The following is a 24,735-nucleotide window of genomic DNA, read 5'->3' as shown; positions in this document are numbered from 1 at the left end:
TCCAGTAAGACAGTGAGTTAAGTATAGTCTTGATTATTTTTTGCGACTATACTGAATAAATTATCTACAACTGCAGATGTTAATTTTGAGAATACTTGTTGTAGACGATAGCAAAGCGACCCTTGAAATTGTGAGACGCTCGCTTGAAGGTTTTGGTTATCGTCACCTTTCAATAAAAAAAACAAATAATCCGATTGATGCCCTTTCCATCATTGGTCAATGGCAACCTCATATTTTACTGACTGATTGGAATATGCCCGAGCTCAGCGGAATTGCATTAATTAAGGCGATTCGTAAAAAGCAGCTAAAAACGCAAATCGGTATGATCACCACCATCGACGATACAAAGCAACTCGAACAAGCACAAAAGGCGGGAGCTGACTTTGTACTCAGCAAACCATTTGATGACCAGGAGCTTTACGAAAAACTATTGCCTTTGGTGCAAGGCGCTGAGCAAAGCGAAATTATACTGGACGAGATAGAAGAGCTCTCAGAGGGATTGGCACTGCCTAATCTAGCTCAACTCGAAAAAAGCTTAGTAAAGCTCACCTCAAACGAGCTAACAATTAACACTATCAAAGCACAGGTATTTGATGAATCTAAACTGCCTTGTATTATGGCGGTATTTGAAGACTGTGAAACACAAAAAGTACGTTCTGTGGCATTACTCGATATTTATGCCGCGTGCACCTTGGCAAAAAGCAACCCAAACGTAACAAATGGACATATTCAACGCGTTATTAAAACCAAACGCCCAAGTAAGTATGTGATGGAAACCAGTCAACAGATACTGCAAAAGGTCGCTGTTGCATTTCTTGATCACCAAAGCCGAAAAAGCTTACGCTTAAAAAGTACTAACTTTATCGACCAATCCTTTCCCAAATTAGAAAGTCTCTACAAGACGCCCGCTAATAGGCGACTTGATATCTCGATACAAATCCCCCCTTTGGCTCAAGGTCGAGTAACCATAATTGGTTTTTAAGCGTTGCAAAATGCAACGCAAAACTAAACCACAAAAAATAATCATAGAAAATTCATAACCTTAAATTAGGCTCATTTCTTGAACAGGCTATTTACGATTGTGAAGAAGGACGTTTTCTATGAAACACATTGCCTGTAGTTTATGTAGCCTTATGCTCATCGCCTGTGGTGGTGGCTCAAGCGATACACCTGAATCAATTCCAACCCCAGTGTCGGTTAAATCAAATAAGCTTATCGATAACCCTGTTGATGAAAATGCTAACTTCGCTCAATTTCAACAGCATAAAGTCGAAATTAATCTGCAAGAGCTTACCTTAAATGGTAACAACATCTTCATCAAAGTATATGTTGATGCAGAGCAAACGCTATTTTTGGGCAAAGTACCAGAACAACACGTTTTCTCAATCCACGTACCTAACAAGGTTAAAACTATTAAATACGATATTTTTTCGGATTTTAGTGATGATGAGCAGGTAACTGGGGAGATTTCATTATGAAAATCAGTATCCTATTATTTCTTTTTATAAGCTTCCAGACATTTGCGGTGGAATCAGTAAAACTAGCCGATACCATCAAACAAGGTTACGGCTACATTGACCTTTTTAAAGCACAACAAAGCGCTAATAACCTAACGGTAGATGACTTAGAATCACTACGTAATGCTCATGGCAACAAACTTGTATTTGCAGTAGATATAAACGAAGCGGCAAATGGCACTGAAAAAGCATCAACCCAAGGCGTTACTGTCGATACGGTCGAACTTATCGTTGTACGAAATGGCAGTGAGTCTCGTTACAATGAGTTTTATACACCAACCACCAGCCTAGTTGCCGCGATTAGCGAAACTTCCCGTACTTTTCGCTACACCATGATCGGTGAATCGGGCTCATCACGCATTACCGGCGCCACGCTGAATGACATCACTTCGGAGTTTGATAGTTTACTTACTATTTTGGTACCTGACTCAATAGCTAATGCAGATGCTATTTTTCTTGCCGTAAGACTACAACAAACCAACAAATCACTTGGCGATCCCGAGGCATTTTATGATTATACGGGCGGTTACGAAGATATCGCGGTTGTTAACCCTTATGATGCTCAAGTATTAACTGAGCTAGCACCTGGTGTTGATGAAGCTCCCTTAGTAGTCGCACAATTGCAAGTAGAACAAACCGTTGATTCATGGGTATATTATCCTAGCAGTGCGTCATATTTTGTGGTTGCTTATGAAGATCAGTACCCCAATCGCGGTGATTACGATTTTAATGATTTGGTAATTGGTTATCGCGTTGGCTTTGGTGTGTCAAATTCACAGGTGGTTTCCGTGATTGGCGTTGGTTATATGATCGCCCGAGGCGCCTCGGCTAATCACGATTGGTATCTACACGTACCTTTCAGTGACTATGTGTCAGGCAACGCGCAAGTTAACCTATTTAAACCAGGAAGTTCCGAACAAGCGATTGGTTACCCACAGCTGCAAGCGGTGAATGGAAACCTAAATCTAAGACTATTTGAAAATACCAAAGCGTTAATGAAAGTTGAAGGCTCTGATTTTGCGAATACATTGAGTGAGCAAACGCCGATTCAAGGCCACAAATTCAGCTTTTCATTTGACTTGGACTCACCACTTAGCTTTGATGCTATTCCAGCAGCACCTTATGACCCTTATTTGCATGTGCTGACAACAGGCTATGAAATCCATCTTTCTGGCAATACAGCCCAACTTTCTCAGTCAACCAATAGCGGCAGTTTTAATAGTGAGTATAAAGACCAACTTGGCTACCCTTATGCGTTGGTATTCCCTGATCAGTGGTTGCCACCGCTTGAATATACAGATTTGGGGGAAGCCTATAGTACGTTTTTAGACTATACCAACAATGGAAGTAGCCAGAACGAAACTTGGTATATGCATCCAACAACCAACAAAACCAAATCACTTCCTACCTCATTTTGGAAATGGTAAAACAAAAAGGGCGCCGTAAGGCGCCCTTCTACATCTCAAATCAACTGATTAGAACATCCAAGATGTTGGATTCTCGATTGGCTCGTTTTTGTCCAGCGCTTTAAGCCCTTTAACACAACGTACAATTAGCCATACAAGATAAAATAGAATGATTGCGAAGCCGATTACAACAACAGAAAGAATTGTTCCAATCACAACATACAATAAACCAATCCAGAACGTACGGATTTGATACTGATAATGTGTTTGTAGCCATTCTGGTGCATCTTTTTTATTAACATATGCCATGATCACGCCGATCAAACCTGTAATACCTAAAATAATGCTCGCTAGGTAAAGTACATAGTTAATCTTAGCGCCATTTTTTGCCGACGCATCTTGCTTTTCGTTAGTTTCAACTACCTGGTCAGTCACCTTTTATCTCCTTATGATGAACTTATTTGTTGCCAGAATGCTTAATTTACAAGCATCTGAAATTATTGCAATAAGAGAATCACTGGGCGGAGCTGTTAAGATAAAAAACTATCTGAAAAACAGTAAACTATAAATCTACTGCTTACTTGTATCGATATACAGACAACACATAATTTAGCTTTGTTGCACTGTACATGCGTGGCGTTATTGCAACAATTAAAGGCAGCAATACAGCCTGCCTTAGTCTTAACTTAAATCAAGCTTGCCTTGATAGTACTCACATCAGACAAATTTATTTATTAAATCAACAGCGCGTATTGACCCAAATGGTCTTTTTTATGCTTGTTCTGGCTATACATGTGTAACAAATTATTTGTTGTGACCCAGCACTAAAAAATTAACCTTTTTGCTCCTTTTTACATTTTTAACTAAATAACCTAAGACAGTCGGATTGATTTAAATGGCGAACGGAATTTAATTGCAAAATAAGCAATAATATTAATGTGAATACCTGTGTTTTACTACGCAACTTGTTAATCGATTACTTTTTAAACAGAAAATTCCTACATACTTGGTTACAGCGCATCATAGTTTTCAAACACTCTTATGAAAATTTTAAGTTACCTTTTCAGTGCACTTTACCCAACGCCACATTAAAGGACACGAAAATGAAAACACTATTAATCACAGCAGGAATCGCACTACTCTCATTAACTAGCGCACCATCTTCAGCACATAGCAAGCAAGTAGTTACAACAGACTCTTCAGCAGACTCAAGCCTTTGCGCTGCAATTATTAAAGATAAACCAGTGGTTATTACAAAACGCTTAAAGCAAGCGAGATTACGTAAACATCAAGCTAAAGAGGTGCTATTTTGTAATGGCCTTTCTCTTTCTGAATTTGCACAAAAGCACAATTCATACAAAGCAATTGCGCACTTAAGACTTGAGCCAAGCCAAGAACAACTTGCAAACAACAATATTGTAAAATAAATGTTAAAAAGCTTCTTGCTTTTGTAAAGCAACATAACTAATCTTAGTTATGACATCCCAATCCAATAACTAAAAGGCGAGCAATTAATGTTTGCCTTTTGCTTTTTTAGCCACCGTTAAGATAGCATAGCTAAATACAGCTTACAGAAGTCTTGATATGCTTGATTTAAATACCCTTTACATTGTTAGTGGCGTTGTTTTATTACTCTCGTGGTTTATTAGTTTTCAAGTTTGGCGAGAAAATAAAAGCGTCGATGGGGCGTTTACCAATCTGCTTTTACCGAGCTTAATGTTACTAGCTCTGTTTAGTTACTCTCTTTATTTATATCGCGTTATCGATATTAAGGCGGGAATTGCAAGCTTAATCATTCTTAGCTGCTCGATATTAAGTATTCATTGCCTACAGCGTTTTTTTGCGATTAACAGTATCGCTATAAAGCTATTTAACCTGGTGACTGTCTGCTGCATCATCATGTTTTCTTGGTATACCTATGGCGAATCAAATGCACACAATCGATTACTAATATTTAACCTTCAGCGGTTTCTTGAAGGCATTATGATCCTTTGGATTATGTTCACAATGGATACGTCCAATCACCGCTTCTCTAAACATATCTATTTATGCCACGCGCTTATTTTCATAACTGTATACCCAATTCGTACTTACTATCTTATGCCGCTAGGTACACCCGAATTATTTAAACATGAATGGTTTGCGATAGGTGCTATGGTTACGGGCATTGTCAGCCCATTACTTTACGCATTGGGTATGGCCTATTTGTGCAGTGAACGAAAAGCTCTTCACTTTTCAGTCCTAAAAGATAAAGCCCAGCAAGATGCGGAGTTACGTGGTTTATTCTTAAGTACCATGAGCCATGAAATAAGAACCCCACTTAACGGCATTATGGGGAGTGCTCAATTAATTTTAAACCAATCACCTAGCGCCAAAGTGAAGCCTTATTGTGAAGCAATCATCAATTCATCAGAGTCACTCAACTTACTAATTGGCAAAGTACTTGATTACGCACGTTTAGAACAAAATGCTGAAACAGGAACAGAGGAAGACATAGAGCTAACACCTTGGTTAGAAAACTTATGTTTGTTATATCGCCCTCTCGCCCAACAAAAGCGCATAGATTTCAAGCTCAACAATAACTTACCGAAAAAAGCGTGCTATTACTTTGACCAACAAAGCGTGCGCCAAGTACTAATTAATTTACTCGGTAACGCTATTAAATTTACCGACACAGGCCAAGTTATACTGTCGGTTGAAGTTCTATCTAAAGCACCTCTAGAGCATATAGTAAGATTTACCGTAACAGATTCAGGCCCAGGCATTGCAGCATCAGAAATTGAACAATTAAAAGAACCTTATGTACAAAGTGATGCTGGAAAAATCAAAGGTGGAACTGGCTTAGGATTAGCAATAAGTGAGCGATTACTTAATAAAATGCAGAGCGAGCTCAATATTGAAAGTACACTCGATTTAGGTAGCCGTTTTAGTTTTGATATTCGCTTTAGTCTTGGAGAGCTAAGCCTTGTTGAACAAACCAAAGAAAAAGCCGATACACTAACTGGATTATCTGTATTACTAGTTGAAGATCTTCCATTAAATCAAAAGCTCGCAATTGAGTTTATGGCGATGGATCAACACCAAGTCACACTGGCAAGTTCCGGTGAAGAAGCAATTCAAATACTACAACAACAGGAATTTGACCTAGTGTTACTCGATATGAATTTACCTGATTTCTCAGGTCAGGAGGTTGTAAAGAAACTAAACGACATTGACCATATCAATTCTCACACGCCAATTTTAGCGTTTACCGCTAGCTTAAGCCCGGACGAGGTAAAAGAGTATTTAACGCTCGGCATCAAAGATATTGTCGGCAAGCCAATTAAACTCGAAAAGCTGCGCCAAGCCATTTTTAACTCGCAACAACAGTCTTTTTCACAAACCAGCCAGAATGTCGAAGACATATTATTTGATGCAAGCGCAGCACAAAGCCTGAGTGCATCTTTTGCGCAAGAAGAGTTTAATGCCATTTACGATGAATTTATTATGTCGCTACGCGACAAACTGGCGCGCTGCGAAACAGGTTTTGAAAAGCAAACTGATGAAACAATTCGCACCTTACATCGCTTAGCCAGTACCGCATTACAACTAGGCTTTAACCGTTTCGGATTGGCACTAAAACAAAGTGAACGAGACTTACTAAATAACAAGTTAGTATTTGATAACGAGTATTTAAAACAACTTTGGCAGCAAAGCTTAACAAGTTATTTAAAGTATGCACGCGAGCAACTATAAACAGCAAAATCATTTAAATTCAAAGAATTAAAATGGCTTAAATATAAAATAGATATAAAAACGAGCAAGAAAGAGTTGCGTGTTCGCCACGGCTTCGCCACGCTAGGCATCGACTAATAATCATATAAGAAAATGTTATGACTCAATCTTGGTTTGCTGTTTCTGCACTTATCAGCATCGCCTTTTCAGGCGCACTCAGTGCATCCACGCTATACAACGATGGCCCATATCTGTTTTATAACAATAATAAAGTTGAACGCATTGATATCGTAGCCAATAAAAAAACGGTGTCAGAGTACAATGGCCCACTCACAATAACACCAACCTTTAACGCAAATCGCATCGACAACTTTCAGGACGTCGAGAAGATTGCTGCAATCAGTGATATCCATGGGCAGTTTGATATTTTCAAAACCTTGTTAGTGAATAACAAGGTTATCGATCAATCTCTAAATTGGTCTTTCGGTAAAGGGCATTTGGTGATTACCGGAGATATTTTTGACCGTGGCGACACAGTTACTGAAGCGCTGTGGTTAATTTATAAATTAGAACAACAGGCATTAGCGGCGGGCGGAAAGCTTCACTACCTGCTAGGTAATCACGAATACATGGTACTACGTGATGATCAACGATATTTGCACCCGAAATATGTGCATGCAGTATCGCACTTTAATAACGACTTACGTCAGCAATACAGTAACAACAGCGTATTAGGCCGCTGGCTACGCAGCAAGTCGACGATCATTAATATCAATGGTTTTATTTTCCTACACGGTGGCATTCACCAAGACTTCTTAGATCTTAAACTGAGCTTAGAGCAAGCTAATAGTGAGTTTCGTAAAACCATTGGTTTAGGCAAAAAAGCGTTAAAAGAAAACCCAACGTGGCTAACACTACATGGCAGTAACGGCCCTATTTGGTACCGCGGCTACTTTAGAGATGATGCGCTCAACGATACACAAGTCGACGCCGTTTTATCACAACTAAATGCCAAAAAGGTTATTGTAGGACATACCTCAATGCCAACCATTGAAACACGCTTTAACAGCAAAATCATCGCGATTGATAGCTCAATCAAACAAGGAGAAAAAGGCGAAATATTGCTTTGGCAAAATGGCGAATTCAAACGTGGTTTAATGTCGGGCGAGCAAAAGCCATTGCAATAAGCTTGCGCGAATTTATAAATATGGCAAGATGTTAAGTCATCCTAGGCCTTAAGGCTTTTTATTTGAGTTCAGGTATTTACAAACATACTCAAGTGTTAAGAGTGGCAAAATGAATTTAGCGAACACCAACAAAACAAAAACATGGCTCACACTACCCAGCACTTTGTTGCTAGCGCTAAATTCATCATTTTTAACAGCCAGTGAGGACAATGACTTATTTAGCCTCTCATTAGAACAACTGCTCAATGTCGAGGTCTCTTCTGCGTCTCTAACAAAAGAGACACTGAGTGAGGCGCCTGTTCCGGTCACCGTAATTACCGCAAATATGATTTCGCAATCAGGTGCTCGCAACATTAAAGATTTGCTCGTCACCTATGTGCCAAACATCACCCATGTTGAAGATCAAAATGAACCTAACATTGCAGCTCGTGGGGTATTTACGTCTTCACAACAAAAAATATTGTTTTTAATTGATGGCCACAGGCTAAATAGCCGAAGTTACTCAATGGCATCACCCGACTACGCCATTAGCCTCGACAAAATAAAACAAATAGAAGTGCTAAGAGGGCCGTCGAGTTCAATTTATGGCAATGTGGCGCTCACAGCTACCGTTAATATCGTTTTAAAATCAGCTACAGAGCTCGAAAACTCAAAACTAGCCGTAACTGTCGGGAATCAAGGACATAAACAAGCTAGTTTAACCTATGGTAAACAAGGTGATAGCTGGGATTTACTGGCATGGGCACAAGTGTTTTCTGCAGAAGGTGAAACACACGCAATCTCCCCACAAGACAATTACTCACCCAACCCGATTGTTGATGCAGAAGCGAACCTAGGTGCTTATCAAGACACCAATACATATGATATTGGCGCTAAACTTAACTATCAAGATTGGCGCATTTTCGCCAACACTAGACGCTCACATTATGTTGAACCCTTTACAACGGGCGGCCTTAGTGGTGAAGGTTATATGTATGACAAGATCCGTAAATACCAAGGTACGGGACCCGGCTTTAGTTACACCGCATCACACTTCAATGTAAATCACAGCGATACTTTATTTGATTGGCAGTGGCATCAAGAGCTTTATTTTGATCAAAATGAAGTAGATACGGTGGTAGTAACACAACCAACAACCAATAATGCCCTTCGCGTTTATTGGCAGGAGCGCTCTTCAGGGCTGCTAACTCACCTCAGTAAACGTATTGGTAAATGGGATTATTTGGTCGGTTTACAGCTAGATCATATGAAAGTAACCGATTCTGATTTCAAAGCATCGCTAAATGGTGAAGATTACCTTCCGGCTGACCAGCAAACACCACTGTTAAAAGAAAGCAGCGAATCAATTTATTCAGTATTTGCACAAGTTAAATACCGATTGTCAGAACGTTGGCTGGCAAACGCAGGTGCAAGGTACGATCAAAAAAATCGTACTGGCAGCGATAATATTGACGATTTTAGCCCGCGTTTGGCGATTATTTACCAAGGGGAAAACGGCTATAATTTTAAAGCGTCTTATGCCACTTCGTTTGTCGACGCTACCTATTGGAACCGCTTTAGTACGTTAAGCTCATTTCGTGGCGCGCAAACACTTAAGCCCGAAAAGCTCGCCTCATTACAACTGACACCTAGCATAAAGCTACCTGAACATCAGTTTTATGGCGCCGTTAACGTATTTTACAATCAGCTCGATGACTTTATCTTTCGCGATAACTATGCTGGTGCAAATGAACCCAATTATTCTAATGCCGGCGAGTTAACCACTTGGGGCGTAGAGTTAGAATCTCGTATTACCAAGCGTAATATTACATGGCATGCCACTTTGGGTTATCAAGCGGTTATTGACTCTGAACGCTTTGCCACTAGCGGTGATGATATTAATAATGTACCTAGCATCATGGCAAACTTAGTTACCAGCTGGCCAATTTTTGAAGATGCAAATGCGAGTCTCACTGTGCGCTACATTGGTGAGCAAACATCACCCATTCATATTATTTCGAATGGCCAAGAAATTAGCGATCCTTATCCAAATCAAGGTGCCAATTTTAATGCGCCTAATTATAAAGTCGATGACGTTATATTACTTAACGCAGCCCTTGATTATCAGTTAAGTAACAGCCTAAACCTAGCATTAACTGCGCATAACTTACTGGATGCCGAGTATCAGCAAGGGGGCACAACATTACACCCATACCCGCAGGCAGGACGCAATGTTCGCGCAACATTGAGTTATGAGTTTTAACTCACCAAGATTTAGAAAACAGCCATTAGCCACCATCACCAGCTGAGACACTGCCCGACGCCGCAATAGCTGCTGTTGTCGCAGCCGTGGTTGCTGCAGTGGCAGCTGCATTACCCGCAATAGTTCCGCTGACAGACGCTGCGTGATTACCGACATCGATAATGCATGTGCCGTAACCCAAGCCTTTTAGCGAATTAGTCCATATTTGTTCACCTGTGGCTTTATCTAAACAGAATAAGTGACCAGAAGAAGATGCGTACACCTTGGTATTATCACTGCTTACAACAGTAATTGTGCCTGATTTTAACTTTTTACGCCAAAGCTCACTGCCATCGTCTTTATTAATTGCAACGACATGTCCATTAATACCCAAAATAAGATAATTCATAAACCCTCCGTTTAGTGTTAATACCAGCTTGCGCGATTTCATTAAAAAAGCAAAGACCATTCAACACTGCCATTCCCCACTCATCATTAAATCTGTTATTTCATGTTAAAAAACGTTAGATTGAAGCCAGTTAAACAGGAGATGCAATTATGGAACAGTTTGATATTACGATAATAATTGGCTTAGCCGTCGTATTTATTATTTTAGCCCTAGGGGTAAAAATGGTGCCGCAAGGCTACACCTATACGGTAGAGCGTTTTGGTAAATACACCCGAACTTTACCGCCAGGCCTGCAGTTAATTATCCCATTGGTAGATACCATTGGCCGTAAACAAAATATGATGGAACAAGTACTTGATGTACCACCACAAGTAGTCATTTCATCAGACAACGCACAAGTTACTACCGATGCAGTATGTTTCTATCAAGTACTTGACCCAGTTAAAGCATCGTACGAAGTAAATGACTTAGAACGCGCTATGCGTAACCTAGTAATGACCAACATCCGTGCAGTACTTGGTTCGATGGAGCTTGATGAAATGCTTTCGAACCGCGATCGAATTAATGGTTCACTGCTGGTAAAGGTAGATGAAGCAACCGATCCTTGGGGTGTAAAAGTAACCCGAATCGAAATCAAAGATATTGCACCACCGATGGACTTAGTGGATGCCATGGCGCGCCAAATGAAAGCCGAACGTGAAAAGCGCGCCAATATTTTAGAAGCTGAAGGTGAGCGTGAAGCAGCAATTAAGGTTGCCGAAGGCCAAAAACAGGCTGAAATTTTAAAAGCTGAAGGTCAATTAGAAGCAGCTAAACGCGAAGCTGAAGCACGTGAACGTTTAGCGGCAGCAGAAGCCGAAGCAACTCGCTTAGTGTCTGATTCAATTCAAAATGGTGACTCACGCGCAATTAATTATTTCATCGCACAAAAGTACATGGAATCACTCGGTAAATTAGCCGAATCAGATAACAACAAGGTAATGATGATCCCACTAGAAGCAAGCAATATGCTCGGGTCGATTGCTGGTGTTGCTGAAATTGCAAAAGAAGCGTTTGGCAAGAAATAAACTATACAAACATGTATACTTAACAACAGCACAGCTTGCCGCTGTGCTGTGTTTTAGGAGCAGTTATGATTTCGGAACTATTAAATAATTTAGAACCATGGCACTGGTTATCACTCGGCTTATTGCTGCTTGGTGCCGAAGCATTAGGTGCATCTGGTTTTTTACTCGGTACGGCCATTGCTGCTTTTTTGCTTGCGATTATTAACGCGTTATTTGCAGAACTAAGCTGGCAAACACAAATTATTTTGTTTGCACTGTCTGCGCTTGGTTTTTCTATCGCATACTGGAAATACTTTAAAGAATTTAACAACCGTTCTGACCACGGCCCACTGAATCAACGCGCAGCCAGCCTGATAGGCCGTGAACTGGTAGTTGAGCACGACTTAAGCGGTGGACATGGCCGTATTCAAATAGGCGATACGTTTTGGAAAGTGACATTTGAAGGTCAGATAAATAAAGGCAGCCGTATCAAGGTTGTCGATGCTGATAGCATGTGCCTGCAAATTACTACAGTTAACTAAACTAACCTGCACTCGGGATAAATTACATTTTGTGAACAAAATACGATTGGCAAAATTTATTGCCGATGCTGGCGTGTGTTCAAGACGCCAAGCTTCTCGCTTAATTGACGATAAATGTGTGCTCGTCAATGGTCGCCCAGCAAATCATATTGACCATGTTGATGCCAGTGATGTTATTGAGGTCAACGGTCAGAAGGTTAAAGCGCTTACGACAAAATCCTATTTCGCGATTTATAAGCCGATTGGCGTTGACTGCAAACTTATTGAGAGCGATCCCACTAGCCTTGTGCATTTACTGCCAAAACAAATCAGGCTGTTTCCAATCGGACGCTTAGATAAAGACTCTCACGGCTTATTACTGCTTACAAATGACGGAGAGCTGTGCCAACAACTCAATCATCCTGACTTTGATAAAGAAAAAGAGTATATCGTCACCACGAGCAAACCTATTACCAATGAGTTTTGTCAGCAAATGATGGGTGGCGTGCCTGTAAAAGGCGTTATTACCCGCCGCTGTGAGGTTGAGCAAATCAACGAAACCCAATTTCGTATCATATTAACGCAAGGGCTAAACCGTCAGATCCGCCGCATGACAAAATATTGTGGTAATTATGTGGTTGATTTAAAGAGAGTAAGAATAGCAAGTTTATCTCTTGCCGAGCTTAATCTTACACCCGGCAAGTACTGTGAAATAGCAAAAGCCCAGATTACTTCCTGAATCGAACATACATATAAAGACTTGCTATCAAACCACCCGGTAGTAACGCTTTTTCCATACCATTCATCGCTAGATAAGCCATAGTGCCAATAAAAAATACTGTCGTTACAATTACGTCTAAGTATTCCCAAGAAAGCTCTAAAAATTTATTGGTATTCATAACAATTCCTTGCTGTTGTGCTAAACCAAATCAGGGGTTGATTCAAACATTAATAAAAAAGAGTAAGCTTTATATAAGCTGGGTGTAGCTTAGATTTTTTGGCCGAAAAAACTTTGATCTAGAATAAAAAATAGACGAGCTAAGAAAAAAATAAGCCGCAAAACTTGCGGCAAATCAACAATAGCATTGTGTGGAAAATATGTAGCAATGAGCGAGCTACAAAACAGAGTATAAAACAGCTATAAAAAACTGCCTGCGACATAATGTCGCACTTTTAATGAATTTTTTTCACATCCATAGCAATTCACCGACCTAGCCTAGCAATACCTGTTACTATGCTATTTTGTTGATTAAGGTACTTATTAATGCTTTGGGTCTTCTTTACTGTGTTAGCAGCATTTATGCAAACGTTTCGCAATGGCCTGCAAAGTAAGTTAAGTAAAGATGTCAGCACGCTCGGTGTAACCTTAGCGCGTTTTTTATTTGCCACTCCGATAGCCCTTACCTACCTTGTTTTGCTCTATCAATTTGAGCCAATCGCTCACCCCGAGTTTAACCGTCAATTCATAAGTTATGTTGCCATTGCTGCGGGCATGCAAATCATTGCGACAGCACTTATGGTGGTTTTATTTAAACAACAAAATTTCGCAATTGGTGCTGGGCTGGCAAAAAGTGAGGCGCTTGTTGCCGCTATTTTAGGTGCATTATTTTTTGGTAGTGCACTTACACCGCTCGGTTGGTTTGGCGTGTTGATTGGCGCTTTGGCGGTATTTGTTTTAAGTGGATTAAGGTTCAATCAAGGCTTTCAATTAAAAACCGTGCTGATTGGTTTGAGCTGCGGCAGCGCATTTGCTTTAACCTCTCTTTCAGTACGTGAAGCCAGTATTGCCCTTGATTTACCATTTCCACACAGCGCTGCATGGGTATTACTCTGGGTATTAACACTGCAAAGTATCATTTTAATTGCGCACATTGCGATAAAAGAAAGGCATACATTTAGCAAATTAAAACAGCACTTGCCCACCACATTCGCCATTAGTGTAACGAGTTGTATTGGTTCAATCGGCTGGTTTAGTGCAATGAGTTTACAGTACGTCGCGTATGTTAAAACGTTGGGACAAATAGAAGTACTGTTTACTATTTTACTTGCGATATTTTGGCTAAAACAAAAACCGAGCAAAAATGAGTTGCTCGGTTTAATCCTCATTGCCCTCGCTGCTATTTTAGTAATGTGGCAATAGCAAGTTAGAGGGCAGCTAAATCAATAAGCTAAATAACCAATTTTTCGCCAGCAGATAAACCCGAGATAATAATCACCAGATTATTATCTAACTGCTGACCTAAACGCACAAATCGCTCGCTTACTTGATTGTTTTCCAATACCGATACTTTTGATAACTGACCAAATTGCTGAATATATTGCTTATCAATTGCGATAACATCGCGTGTGGCCTTATCAATACCCACCTTGGCATACATCCCCGGCATCAAACCCGAACCATCAAGATTATCACCAGCTAAATCGAGTTTAACTTCAAAGCTGCGAGCTGCGCTGTCAGCAAGCGGCACAATTTCACTGATCCGCGCAGTTCTTACTTGCTGCAATGCCGATAGTTCCACTTGCAACGCTTGACCTAAGGCTAGGGTTACCGCTTGGCTTTCAGGAATATAACTACTAATTTGAATACTGCTCGGATTGTAAAGCGCTACAACGGCTTGCCCCGGATTCACTAAATCCCCCGGTTCAACCATACGATCAACCACTTTACCTGCTATCGGTGCAATGATCTTGCTGTAAGCTAGTGTTACATTAGCTTGATCACGCTGCTGCTCGTAACTTAGTTTAGTTGCTCGTAATTGATCAAATGTAGACTGCACAGAATCCAGGTCATTAACAGAGATCAACCCCTGCTCACGAAGCGCTTTATTACGCTTTAATTGTAACGACGCTTGCGTTAACTGAGCCGAAACGGCTTCAACCTGCGCTTCAATTTGACGCACTTGCGCTTTGAGATCTTGGTTGTCTAACTCAGCAATCACATCACCTGCTTGCACCATATCGCCAGCACGAACATTTACTGAGGTCACATTTGCTAAAATACGACTCGCTACTTGTGTATTTTGCTTTGCGATAAGGTTAGCTGGCAACCAAAGCCTATCGGTATATGCGTAAGGTTCAATAGTGATAGTTTGCACATTTTGTAATTGAGGCGATGCGGTACTGGGTGCAATTTTGTCGCTGAAACCACCCGCCATCATAATGATCATTGCTACTAACGCGAGAATAGCAACAACCGGAATTAATAACGTTTTTTTTGTCATGATTTATTGCTCCTGAGCGTCTTGCGCGCTGTTTTTTGTGTCGTCGAAAACCAGATAGTAAACGGCGGGCACAATGATCAAACTGAATAAGGTAGAGGAAATAATGCCAAAGATAATTGCTAGCGCTAAACCACTAAATACGGGGTCAAGAATAATCACTAAATTACCAAGTAACGTGGTACCAGCCGTGAGCAATACTGGGCGCATGCGCACACTGCCTGCCATTAATAGCGCTTCTTTTATCGCAGCACCTTGTGCACGTGCAGCACTTATAAATTCAACCAAAATAAGTGAATTGCGAACCACAATACCGGCCAACGCTATCATGCCAATCATCGCAGTTGCGGTAAACAAAACAGGTTCAGGGCTCGCTGCAATCTCTCGCTCACCAAACTGATTCATTAACCAAAAGCCCGGCATAATACCAATCACAGTCAGCGGAATAGCCGACATAATAATTCCCGACAACGCATAAGAACCAGTTTGTAAGCGTAAAATAAAGAAGATCCCCGTGAGTGCAAAGGCAAACGCGATACCCATATCTCTAAATACGCGCGCGGTTATTCTTAGCTCGCCTTCACCACTCCACGTAAGCCAGGTGCCTTTTGGAATTGACCATAACTCACCACCACCGTTATTAAGATAATGACGGTCTTGCCAAGCAACATGGCTTGTTTGCTGATCGTTGTGTTGTTCACGTTGGTCAGCATTAATATCTGCGACTACTTCCGCAGGCGTGCGACCATTTAACTCGGCGGTGACATAAATCACTGACTGTAAGTCTTTACGGTAAATAGGCTGAGTAACGTTCAGCGTTTGGTACTGGCCTAATTCACTTAAGGCAACTAATGGTTGCGGTGCAGCTTCTAAACCAAGCCCTAAATCGGTTTGCGCAATGCCCTCTCGGCCACGAATATACAGGCCATCAAGCTCACTAGCTTGGTTGCGCGTTTGATAAGGTATACGTAATTTTATTGCCAGAGGCTCAGCTTCATATTGATTGGCGATACTGCCCGCCTCAACGCCGAATCCTGCAATCATTAATGTGCGTTTAATATCTTCCGTTGCGATACCAGAAAGTGCGGCTTTTTCTTTATCTACCACAAAGCGATTAATCTGTTGCTTTGCCTGCATTGTGGTATCAACCTCCACTACATGTGGCTCACTTGCCAAACGCGCCGCGATATTGCGTGCCGCTAATTGTTGCTGTTCGAGTGCAACAAATGGGTCACGATATACTTCGGCAACTAACGTTGATAGCACCGGTGGGCCAGGTGGTACTTCAACAACTTTTACATTCACGCCATCTTTATTAAATGGCGCAAGTAATTCTCGCAAGCGTAAGACGACACCATGAGATTGATGCTCTCGTTCACTTTTATCTACCAGCAATACGCGTATTTCAGCGAGGTTCTCTCGTGTACGCATATAGTATTGGCGAACCATGCCGTTGAAGTCGATTGCACTGGGCTCACCAACATAAACGGCAACCGCTTTAACTTCCGCAACACGCTTTACTTGCTGCGCAATTTCGCCAGAGAGTGCTGCACTTTGCTCTAAACTGGCTGACTCAGGTAAATCGATAAGTATTTGCACTTCATTTTTATTATCGAAAGGCAATAATTTGAGCGGCACAGTGCGAAAAACAGGTAATAATGCACTGGCAATAAAAAGCCCCAGCGTTAACCATAATGCTGTTTTGGCACGCGATTTCGACGCTAGAATTGGCGTTAAAATTTTATGGTAAAGGTCGCCACTATTACTGCTTTCTTGTTGTTCAGTAGAATCTTTAAGTAATTTACTTGCTAACCACGGGGTGACGAATAACGCGACCAAAGTAGACACAATCACACTAACTGGCACATTAAACGCCATCGGTGCCATATAAGGCCCCATCATGCCGGTAATAAAGGCCATTGGCACAAACGCCAACACTATCGTTACTGTAGACATTATTAGAGCGGGGCGAATTTCACTCATAGCGGCCACTATCTGACTCGTTTTACCGTCGCCTTTTAGCATAAAACGTTTAATGTTATCGATGCCGGTAATTGGGTCATCTACCAGCAAACCCAGCGATAAAATCAGCGCAAATAAGGTGACTCGGTTAATGGTGTAACCAAAGGCCATATCCAAAATAAGTGTTAAGCCATAACAAATCGGCACAGCTAAACCAACAACAATGGCTGGTCGCCAACCTAAAAAGACACCGATAAATACCACCACGGTAAATACTGCAAATGCTAATGACGAAACAAGGTTATTAACCTTTTCATTTGCCGTTTCGCCATAGTCTCTCAATACTGCAACATTGACATGTTTAGGTATCAGCTGCCCTTTTAACACATCAATACTTTCTAGTACTTTGTTGGCAAGGTTAACTGCATTGCTGCCTGCTTGTTTCGCAATACTAATCGTCACCATAGGGTGATCGGCTGAATTGGTACTTGCCTCGCTATACCACTGATAACTTGTTGCTTCGCTTGGTCCATCTTGAATCGTTGCAACATCCGATAAATACACGGGCTTACCGTTTATTACGTTAACTACTAAATGATTTAATTCATAGCTTTGTCTGAATACATCACCCACCTCAAGCACTACAGATTCGCTATTCGATACCTGCACACCAACCGCTGCTAACTGGTTTGACACATTAATCGCGTTATAAACATCCATTACGGTTGTATTAAAGGCGGCTAGATTAGTGGTATTTAAGTAAACTTGCACGCTGCGCTGACGACCACCAATAACCTTTACTTCAGAGGTGTCGTCTATCGCTTGTAAGTGAGTTGAAACTTCTTGTGCAATGCGGCGTAATTCATAATCATCATAAAGTTGCGGCTGCTCACTCCATAAGCCGAGCATCATAATAGCTACATCATCAACTTCAATTGGTTTTACTTGCCAATTCGCCACTATATTCGGCATTGAATTTTGATTGGCATACAATTTATTGTAAGTGTTTAAAATCGCTTTTTCGCGGTCTTCGCCTACATAAAAGCGTAACGTAACGGTTGTTCCACCGGTTTGTGTTACTGAGTAAACATGTTCAACACCTGGCACTTGCGCCAACAGTTTTTCAAGAGGAATAGTTACTTGTCGTTCCACTTGATTGGCATTGATATTTGGCACCGATACCAGAATATCCAACATAGGTACCACTATCTGTGGCTCTTCTTCTCGCGCGGTGAATTTAAGCGCTAACAAGCCACTTAACAAAGCGAAAATAAAAATCACCAGTGGAATACGCCCTTGCAGTGAACTTGCAACTAAACGATCAATTGGGTGTGATGTGCTCATGACCCTATCCTTGCTATTCAGGCTGACAAAACATATCGTAAAGCGCGCTTAACATGGCGCTCACTCGCGGATCGACGATACGATAATAAATAGTTTGCGCTTCACGACGCGTCTCTACTAAGCCCGAGTTACGTAAACTCGCTAAATGCTGTGACAATGCAGATTGCGCCAATGGTACAGCTTGATTCAACTCGCTAACACTTAGCTCACCTTGATTTAATGTACACAAGATCATTAAGCGATTTTTGTTTGCCATCAATTTTAAAAACTGCTCTGCTTCTGCTGCATTTTCAAGCATTTTGTCCATATCTAACATCATAGGCGTCAATTCTTTATTCTCAAATTTGAGCAAAGTATAAGCTGTTATATTAGAAAAGTCTAATATTAGAATTTACTAATTTAGATTTTTCTAATATATTTAAATGCAACTCCACTTTTAAGTAGGTTATTCGAATGAAAGTAAATGATGCACTAAGATTAATTGCCGGTGTGATGCTGATAGTGTCACTGTTACTAACGCACTTTGTGCACCCTAACTGGATCTTTTTCACGCTATTTATCGCTGTAAATTTATTACAGTCAGCGTTTACTAAGTGGTGCCCAATGATGACGATACTTCGTAAATTTGGCTTGGAGGATTAACTGTGCTGAAGACTATTCCAGATCTAATTAAACTTGCATCTGAACATGTTGTAAAAATGGATGCTGCACAAGCAAAAAGTGAAATAGCCAATAACAATGGCTTACTTATTGATGTGCGTGAACCCGCTGAACACGCAATTAAAAATGCAGTAGGTGCTATTAATATTCCCCGTGGCGTGCTCGAAATGAAATTGGTTGAAATTGAAAAAGACGCAGACCGACCAATTTACTTGCATTGTGCAACGGGCGGGCGTGCTACTTTAGCGGCGGAACAACTGCAACGTATTGGTTATAACAAGATCACAGTGATCAGCTGCAAAGCTGAAAATGTATGTGATACGTTTTGCTAAAGCATAAAAAAGGCTTCCGATTGGAAGCCTTAATTTAGCTGATAAGGTATAGCTTTTAATTACACTTGGTTAGGTACAATTTGTACTTCAACACGACGGTTTTTGGCTTTACCAGAAGCGGTTTCATTGCTCGCAACTGGACGCATTTCACCGTAGCCAACAACAGATAAACGCGCTTGCATAATTGACTGGTTAACTAAGTATTGCTGCACACTACGTGCTCGACGCTCTGATAACGTTTGGTTATAACTTTCACTACCACTGCTATCAGTATGCCCTTCAATGCTCAAAAACGTTTTATCATAATGGCTCAATACATTCGCAATTGAGTTTAAGGTGTCGTGAAATTGTGGCGTAATGGTTGATTGATTGCTCGCAAAAGTGATGTTTGATGGCATCACTAAGCGTAAGTTATCGCCTTCCCTGACTACTTCAACACCTGAACCTGAAAGCTGCTCACGCATTTCTGCTTCTTGACGGTCCATATAATCACCTATCGCGGCACCTGCAATGGCACCTACAGCAGCACCAATCACCGCGCGTTTATTTTTGTGGTTAGAGGTTGATTTACCGATTACTGCACCTGTTACAGCACCTATCATCGCACCTTTTTCCGCATTGGTTGTAGCACAACCTGACGCTGCAACAGCCGCAGCCAAAATAGAAACACTCAGTAATTTACGTGACGAGAAGTAAGTCATTGTCTCTCTCTTTATCTTTGGAGTTTTATAAAAATGTAGTGTGGTATGTCTGAATAAACGCTGAATTGCGAAGTTATTTCACTGCAACTGGTGGTAAGTCGTACAGATCAACGATTTGTGACAACTCTCCACTTTTTGCTAAATCCAGCAGGGCAACTTGCACTTGCTCGATCAACTTTTGCTTTTCTGAACGCTTTGAAGCCACTGCGTAACCGAGAATCGGCTCATCATGGCGGTAGGTTAGTTTTTTAAGCCTGTGTGAAGGCTGATTTAAGACACTCAGTGAATGGTCAGCGGTTTGCTCAACAGCAATAACCACATCTAAACGACCTTTCAAAAGTAAATCCATCGCTACTTTTTCGCTTTGCACCGCGATTTTCATTAACTTCTGGTCATTGTCAAAACGAGCAAAATGCGCCGCACCACGCACAATACCAATACGCTTCCCGTAAAGGTCATCAAATGTATTAACCACTGTTTTGCTTTCGGTTTGTGCATAAAATACAAATGGTGAGTTCAATACCATGTAGGCCGGTTCAAGAAATGCCATATCACGTTGACGTTCTAGTGTTTTAATAAACGCCCCACCAATATCGGCTTGGCCTGATTTAATTAACTGCACACAGCGCGAAATAGGACATGGAATAAGCTGTAAAGATACATTAAGCTGCTTAGAAATGCGCATCATAATGTCGATTAATAAACCTCGGGGGCGGGTTTCACCTTGGGTGTAACTGTATGGAGGTGCATGGTCAACAGCAACCACCAAACGACTGCTAGCAAAGCTTGGCGCTGCCATTAGAAGCGAAACAAAGATGATAAAGGGTGCTACGTATTTTATTTTCACAATTCTGCCTTAACTACAGAGTGGCAAAAAATCCTTGTTCTGCGGTTGCATACCTAGAGTCTATTGTAATTTAAGCAATTATATTGCGCTAGACACTGCCCAATAAAACCAAATAAAACAACAAAGTTTAATAGACCTTCGTGATTCTAGCCAAAAAGCCCCCCCAAAAAAACCCTAGGCTACAATATTTAAACAAATGTAAATATTTATTAATTTACCCGTAGTACAACGATATAGCTGCGTTTGGCGCGGATTAAAACAAAACTTAGCGCTCAGTTCAGCATACATTATTAATTATGGCATAGCCCTATAAGCAATCAATTATTGCCATTTATTTTAAAAAGCTATATTTTGCAAACAGTTTTTCCCTCACATTAGGTGACACTTGCATTGGCTGACAAAACATAAAGTAGTAATAGGTATAAACTTACTGCTGTTTTCACTTATTCTTCTTGTCAGTTTTATCTGGGAGTTTGGCCCATTGCGAGTTGAGGGTGTTGATTCTGAACGCCTAATCCACTACACCATACACATTATTTTGCTACCACTGCTGATTATCTATCTGCCACTAAAACTCATTAGGCAAAGGTCAAACAGTGGTAAAAAAGCTTATTTTGCAGGTTTAATTTTGTGCGTATTAGCAGGTCTTGCCAGCGCGACTTACACACATACGGTTTCTGTGCCTGGTAGCTTTTTATTTAAAATAGAAGGTGGCACAAAACAAGTAACCGACCCCGATTATGATCATTCAGGCGAAAATAACTCGTATATGACCTTCACTATTAGCACCAGCATTAAGGGTTACGACAAACCGCTTGGTCCGGCATATTTTTACGTTGAAGCGTTTTTACACAGTATTTTTTACTGCTTTTACATGCTGTGTTATCTGCAAGCTTACGGCATTATGCACAAGCACAAATTAAAAGAAAAACTAAAGCAGCAACAACTCGATGTGCTGCAATATCAACTTAACCCACACTTTTTATTTAATTCATTAAATAGCATTCGCGGCATGCTGTACGAGGATGTTAGCGAAGCTAAAAAGCTGTTATTAGAGTTCCGTCAGCTGTTTAAACACCATTTCGATAATAAACAACACTGTATTGCACTTAAACAAGAGCTATTGCTTTGCCGCCATTACTTAAAGCTTGAAAAAGTACGCTTTGAAGAGCGCCTCAATGTCGACTTAAAGGTGCCTAGCGAATGCGAAATTATGCTTGTGCCAAGTATGAGTATTTTTACCTTGATCGAAAATGCGATTAAACATGGCATCGGGCAAATTCCTTCAGGCGGTACCATCAGTATTTCCGTTGCCAAACAAGATAAAAAGCTGTCAATCACCGTAAGTAATCCAATTAATAAAACCGCACGTCAAGCTGATGGCACTCGCACTGGGTTAGCTAATCTTGAAGCGCGCTTAGCATTACTTTATCGTGATAATTTCACAATCAATTCAGAACGCGGTGATGACCAGTTCAGCGTTGAATTACAGATCCCGTTGAAAAAGGACAAGACAGGTGAATAAGTCGTACGATTATTACGTTGCACAAGGCATTATCACGGTATTAATCTTGTTTTTCCCGTTAGTTGCAGTTACCTTTTTTGCGCCAGAAAAACTATTTAAATATGCTCACGAATGGTTGCTGTATACCCTTTTATTAGTATCTGTATGGCACTTTGTTACCCGCAGCTTTATCAAGCGCATGCTGCAGAAGCAGCGGTTTTATCGTGCGTTAGTGGTATTGAGTGCAGTGATTATTACTGTCGCTATTTTATATTTGCCAAGTACTTTGCTTAGTTATATTTGGTATGTCGAGGCCAGTGACAGACAGCAGTTAGTAAAATTACTCACCAAATTTAACCTATTTTTAAGCCTTGTTTGGACTATTGGTTATGTCAGTGCACAAGCCATTAGAGAAAAAGCAAGTATCGAAAAAAGCATTAAAAGCCATTCATTAAAAATGCTATCGCAGCAAGTTCAACCCGCATTTCTCTATCAATGTTTAGACAACATAGAAGCGTTAATGGATAAAGATGCCGATAAGGCAAGCGAGTCTATTACCGATTTAGCTGAGCTGCTGCGTTACAAACTGCAAGCCGGAAAACAAGATCTAGTTGAATTACAACAAGAGCTAAGTGCATTGTCATACATGCAACGGCTAGCGAATGCAGGCGATTTAACAGTAAAGATCGCGCCAGAATTAGCACAGCAATCGGTCACTGTACCGCCATTGTTAGTCTACAACTTGCTGTATATGCTAAATTTGAAAGTATCTCAACCGCTGCACGTAAACGTTACATTTGAACAGCAAAATTGTGTTGTGAGCGTTACAGGCTTTAGTTATCAACCACGCCTTATTATTTCGCGAATAAAAAGCCACTACATTGAGTTTTTTGCCAGCCAACAAGCGAGCATTCAATATCACAATAAGGTATTAAGCCTGATTATTAGCCTGTAAGCTGACCTGTAACGTGCTGATAAGGGCGTAAACCAAACATGGTTAAACTTGCTAGCAAGTGATCCATAATATCGGCTTGTAAGTGCTCATAAGGGATCCAGCGCTTATCTGCACTGAAGCAATAAAGCTCTACCGGTAAACCTTCTGCGCTCGGCGCAAGCTCGCGTACCATTAAAGTTAAATTATGATTAAGCGCCTCATGCTGGCGCAAATACTCTTCTGCATAAGCGCGGAATAACTTCACATTACTCTGTGCTTTTGCATTATTTAACTCTTCATTGCTGAGCACTTGGGTGATAAATTCATTACTTTTCAGGGTTTCTAAGAAGTCACTGTCGATAAGGCGAATGCTATTAAGATCAAGGTGAATCGCCCGCTTAATACGTCTGCCGCCAGACTCTTGCATGCCGCGCCAGTTTTTAAATGACTGAGAAATAAGTGCATAGGTTGGTACGGTAGTAATGGTTTTATCCCAGTTACGTACTTTAACCGTATTTAACCCTAACTCTTCAATTTCACCGTCAGCTCCGTATTGGTCAAACTGGATCCAATCGCCATCTTTTACTAGTCGGTTTGCGGCAATTTGAATGCTCGCGACAAAGCCCAAAATAGTATCTTTAAATACCAATAACAGCACCGCCGCTAGCGCACCAAAGCCCGATAGAATATAAGCCGGAGATTCGTCAATTAACACACTAATGATGAGAATAGACGTTACGATAAAGGTAATAAGCTTAGCTACTTGGATAATGCCTAAGATTGGTACTTCTTTCGCAAAACTCAGCTGATTATATGCAGCCCCTGCAATGCTAATAACCGAACTAAAAATAAAGCCACTGTAGATAATGGCAATAATCTGGCCGATTGAGCGGTAAAACACCTCGCCTTCATCACCTGGCAGGTAAAAATAACGAAAGCCTGATACAAACACCACACTACATATAAACCCAGCTAAGCGCCTATTAAGTTTGCTAAATAGCGGCTTAAGTTGGCCTAATCGATGTGGTGAAATATAAACGGTTAGTTTTTCAAAGCCCGGTAATACCAAGCAGCGTGCAACATAGTAAATAATGACTAGTAGCAATACGCCAGAGCAAATAGAAAGCACTTGTGACAGCCAGTCTAAATGTGGAAATGCCTCTTTAACCCAAGGGGATATTAGCTTTTCTACCTTGCTCATATAAATCCTTT

Annotated in this window: 24 protein-coding genes; 15 read left to right on the top strand and 9 right to left on the bottom strand. The window is 40.9% G+C overall.

Annotated features, from left to right (window positions below; translation table 11 throughout):
• Positions 1-76 precede the first annotated feature (76 nt).
• The 3 genes from AC2IOM_RS05095 to AC2IOM_RS05085 all read left to right on the top strand — a co-directional run bounded on the left by AC2IOM_RS05095 (position 77) and on the right by AC2IOM_RS05085 (position 2,944).
• Positions 77-982 (top strand): response regulator, encoded by a 906-nt coding sequence (locus tag AC2IOM_RS05095; RefSeq protein ID WP_100914358.1) that lies wholly within the window; start codon positions 77-79, stop codon positions 980-982.
• Positions 983-1,100: 118 nt separating this feature from the next.
• Positions 1,101-1,478 (top strand): hypothetical protein, encoded by a 378-nt coding sequence (locus tag AC2IOM_RS05090; protein ID WP_486359303.1) that lies wholly within the window; start codon positions 1,101-1,103, stop codon positions 1,476-1,478.
• The gene (locus AC2IOM_RS05085) at positions 1,475-2,944 is read left to right on the top strand and encodes an LruC domain-containing protein (RefSeq protein WP_486359302.1); all 1,470 of its coding nucleotides are present in this window, start codon (positions 1,475-1,477) and stop codon (positions 2,942-2,944) included. The genes AC2IOM_RS05090 and AC2IOM_RS05085 overlap by 4 nt, the downstream gene beginning before the upstream one ends.
• Positions 2,945-2,992: 48 nt before the next feature.
• On the opposite strand, the gene AC2IOM_RS05080 is transcribed toward AC2IOM_RS05085, so the two are convergent.
• Complete coding sequence (locus tag AC2IOM_RS05080) at positions 2,993-3,358, bottom strand: DUF4870 family protein (RefSeq protein WP_010561467.1); 366 nt, start codon at positions 3,356-3,358, stop codon at positions 2,993-2,995.
• 668 nt (positions 3,359-4,026) lie between these two features.
• On the opposite strand from AC2IOM_RS05080, the gene AC2IOM_RS05075 reads away from it, so the two are divergent.
• The 4 genes from AC2IOM_RS05075 (at position 4,027) to AC2IOM_RS05060 (ending at position 10,066) form a co-directional block, all read left to right on the top strand.
• Entirely contained in the window at positions 4,027-4,350 is a 324-nt protein-coding gene (locus tag AC2IOM_RS05075) for a DUF3718 domain-containing protein (protein ID WP_054978254.1), read from the top strand.
• A 157-nt stretch (positions 4,351-4,507) separates the two neighbouring features.
• Positions 4,508-6,658, top strand: coding sequence for a response regulator (locus tag AC2IOM_RS05070; protein WP_486359301.1), 2,151 nt, complete (start codon positions 4,508-4,510; stop codon positions 6,656-6,658).
• 137 nt (positions 6,659-6,795) lie between these two features.
• Positions 6,796-7,824 (top strand): metallophosphoesterase, encoded by a 1,029-nt coding sequence (locus AC2IOM_RS05065; RefSeq protein ID WP_486359300.1) that lies wholly within the window; start codon positions 6,796-6,798, stop codon positions 7,822-7,824.
• Positions 7,825-7,933: 109 nt separating this feature from the next.
• Positions 7,934-10,066, top strand: a complete 2,133-nt coding sequence (locus AC2IOM_RS05060; protein ID WP_486359299.1) for a TonB-dependent receptor plug domain-containing protein — start codon at positions 7,934-7,936, stop codon at positions 10,064-10,066.
• A 25-nt stretch (positions 10,067-10,091) separates the two neighbouring features.
• On the opposite strand, the gene AC2IOM_RS05055 is transcribed toward AC2IOM_RS05060, so the two are convergent.
• Complete coding sequence (locus AC2IOM_RS05055; RefSeq protein WP_100914568.1) at positions 10,092-10,454, bottom strand: outer membrane protein assembly factor BamB family protein; 363 nt, start codon at positions 10,452-10,454, stop codon at positions 10,092-10,094.
• 149 nt (positions 10,455-10,603) lie between these two features.
• On the opposite strand from AC2IOM_RS05055, the gene AC2IOM_RS05050 reads away from it, so the two are divergent.
• The 3 genes from AC2IOM_RS05050 (at position 10,604) to AC2IOM_RS05040 (ending at position 12,760) form a co-directional block, all read left to right on the top strand.
• The gene (locus tag AC2IOM_RS05050; RefSeq protein ID WP_010561461.1) at positions 10,604-11,521 is read left to right on the top strand and encodes an SPFH domain-containing protein; all 918 of its coding nucleotides are present in this window, start codon (positions 10,604-10,606) and stop codon (positions 11,519-11,521) included.
• A gap of 65 nt (positions 11,522-11,586) precedes the next feature.
• Positions 11,587-12,042, top strand: coding sequence for an NfeD family protein (locus tag AC2IOM_RS05045; RefSeq protein WP_138631518.1), 456 nt, complete (start codon positions 11,587-11,589; stop codon positions 12,040-12,042).
• 31 nt (positions 12,043-12,073) lie between these two features.
• Positions 12,074-12,760, top strand: coding sequence for a pseudouridine synthase (locus tag AC2IOM_RS05040; RefSeq protein ID WP_486359298.1), 687 nt, complete (start codon positions 12,074-12,076; stop codon positions 12,758-12,760).
• On the opposite strand, the gene AC2IOM_RS05035 is transcribed toward AC2IOM_RS05040, so the two are convergent.
• Positions 12,750-12,920, bottom strand: a complete 171-nt coding sequence (locus AC2IOM_RS05035) for a hypothetical protein (RefSeq protein WP_157813518.1) — start codon at positions 12,918-12,920, stop codon at positions 12,750-12,752. The genes AC2IOM_RS05040 and AC2IOM_RS05035 overlap by 11 nt on opposite strands.
• 365 nt (positions 12,921-13,285) lie before the next feature.
• Between AC2IOM_RS05035 and AC2IOM_RS05030 the strand changes: the two genes are divergently transcribed.
• Positions 13,286-14,161 carry an EamA family transporter gene (locus AC2IOM_RS05030; RefSeq protein WP_486359297.1) on the top strand — a complete coding sequence of 292 codons (876 nt, stop codon included), beginning with the start codon at positions 13,286-13,288 and terminating at the stop codon, positions 14,159-14,161.
• 28 nt (positions 14,162-14,189) lie between these two features.
• On the opposite strand, the gene AC2IOM_RS05025 is transcribed toward AC2IOM_RS05030, so the two are convergent.
• The 3 genes from AC2IOM_RS05025 to AC2IOM_RS05015 are packed head-to-tail and all read right to left on the bottom strand — an operon-like array spanning position 14,190 to position 18,864.
• The gene (locus tag AC2IOM_RS05025; protein ID WP_486359296.1) at positions 14,190-15,242 is read right to left on the bottom strand and encodes an efflux RND transporter periplasmic adaptor subunit; all 1,053 of its coding nucleotides are present in this window, start codon (positions 15,240-15,242) and stop codon (positions 14,190-14,192) included.
• 3 nt (positions 15,243-15,245) lie between these two features.
• Positions 15,246-18,545 (bottom strand): efflux RND transporter permease subunit, encoded by a 3,300-nt coding sequence (locus AC2IOM_RS05020; protein ID WP_486359295.1) that lies wholly within the window; start codon positions 18,543-18,545, stop codon positions 15,246-15,248.
• Positions 18,546-18,558: 13 nt separating this feature from the next.
• Complete coding sequence (locus tag AC2IOM_RS05015; RefSeq protein WP_054978265.1) at positions 18,559-18,864, bottom strand: ArsR/SmtB family transcription factor; 306 nt, start codon at positions 18,862-18,864, stop codon at positions 18,559-18,561.
• Positions 18,865-18,998: 134 nt separating this feature from the next.
• Here AC2IOM_RS05015 and AC2IOM_RS05010 point away from each other — a divergent pair, with 134 nt between their 5' ends.
• Positions 18,999-19,187: a YgaP family membrane protein gene (locus tag AC2IOM_RS05010; RefSeq protein WP_010561454.1), complete on the top strand. Its 189-nt coding sequence runs from the start codon at positions 18,999-19,001 to the stop codon at positions 19,185-19,187.
• A 2-nt stretch (positions 19,188-19,189) separates the two neighbouring features.
• The gene (locus AC2IOM_RS05005; protein WP_486359294.1) at positions 19,190-19,537 is read left to right on the top strand and encodes a rhodanese-like domain-containing protein; all 348 of its coding nucleotides are present in this window, start codon (positions 19,190-19,192) and stop codon (positions 19,535-19,537) included.
• A gap of 59 nt (positions 19,538-19,596) precedes the next feature.
• Here AC2IOM_RS05005 and AC2IOM_RS05000 read toward each other — a convergent pair whose 3' ends face one another.
• The gene (locus AC2IOM_RS05000) at positions 19,597-20,238 is read right to left on the bottom strand and encodes a YiaD family glycine zipper/OmpA-like lipoprotein (protein WP_486359293.1); all 642 of its coding nucleotides are present in this window, start codon (positions 20,236-20,238) and stop codon (positions 19,597-19,599) included.
• A gap of 73 nt (positions 20,239-20,311) precedes the next feature.
• Complete coding sequence (locus AC2IOM_RS04995; protein ID WP_138631531.1) at positions 20,312-21,085, bottom strand: substrate-binding periplasmic protein; 774 nt, start codon at positions 21,083-21,085, stop codon at positions 20,312-20,314.
• A gap of 385 nt (positions 21,086-21,470) precedes the next feature.
• Between AC2IOM_RS04995 and AC2IOM_RS04990 the strand changes: the two genes are divergently transcribed.
• Entirely contained in the window at positions 21,471-22,610 is a 1,140-nt protein-coding gene (locus tag AC2IOM_RS04990; protein ID WP_486359292.1) for a sensor histidine kinase, read from the top strand.
• The gene (locus AC2IOM_RS04985; protein ID WP_486359291.1) at positions 22,603-23,544 is read left to right on the top strand and encodes a histidine kinase; all 942 of its coding nucleotides are present in this window, start codon (positions 22,603-22,605) and stop codon (positions 23,542-23,544) included. Before AC2IOM_RS04990 ends, AC2IOM_RS04985 begins: the two co-directional genes overlap by 8 nt.
• On the opposite strand, the gene AC2IOM_RS04980 is transcribed toward AC2IOM_RS04985, so the two are convergent.
• Positions 23,534-24,724 (bottom strand): mechanosensitive ion channel family protein, encoded by a 1,191-nt coding sequence (locus AC2IOM_RS04980; protein ID WP_100914374.1) that lies wholly within the window; start codon positions 24,722-24,724, stop codon positions 23,534-23,536. The genes AC2IOM_RS04985 and AC2IOM_RS04980 overlap by 11 nt on opposite strands.
• Positions 24,725-24,735 lie beyond the last annotated feature (11 nt).

The organism is Pseudoalteromonas sp. NS-SX12 (assembly GCF_057367955.1).
The sequence above is the reverse complement of the archived record's forward strand: the minus strand, read 5'-3'. Positions and strand labels throughout refer to the sequence as shown.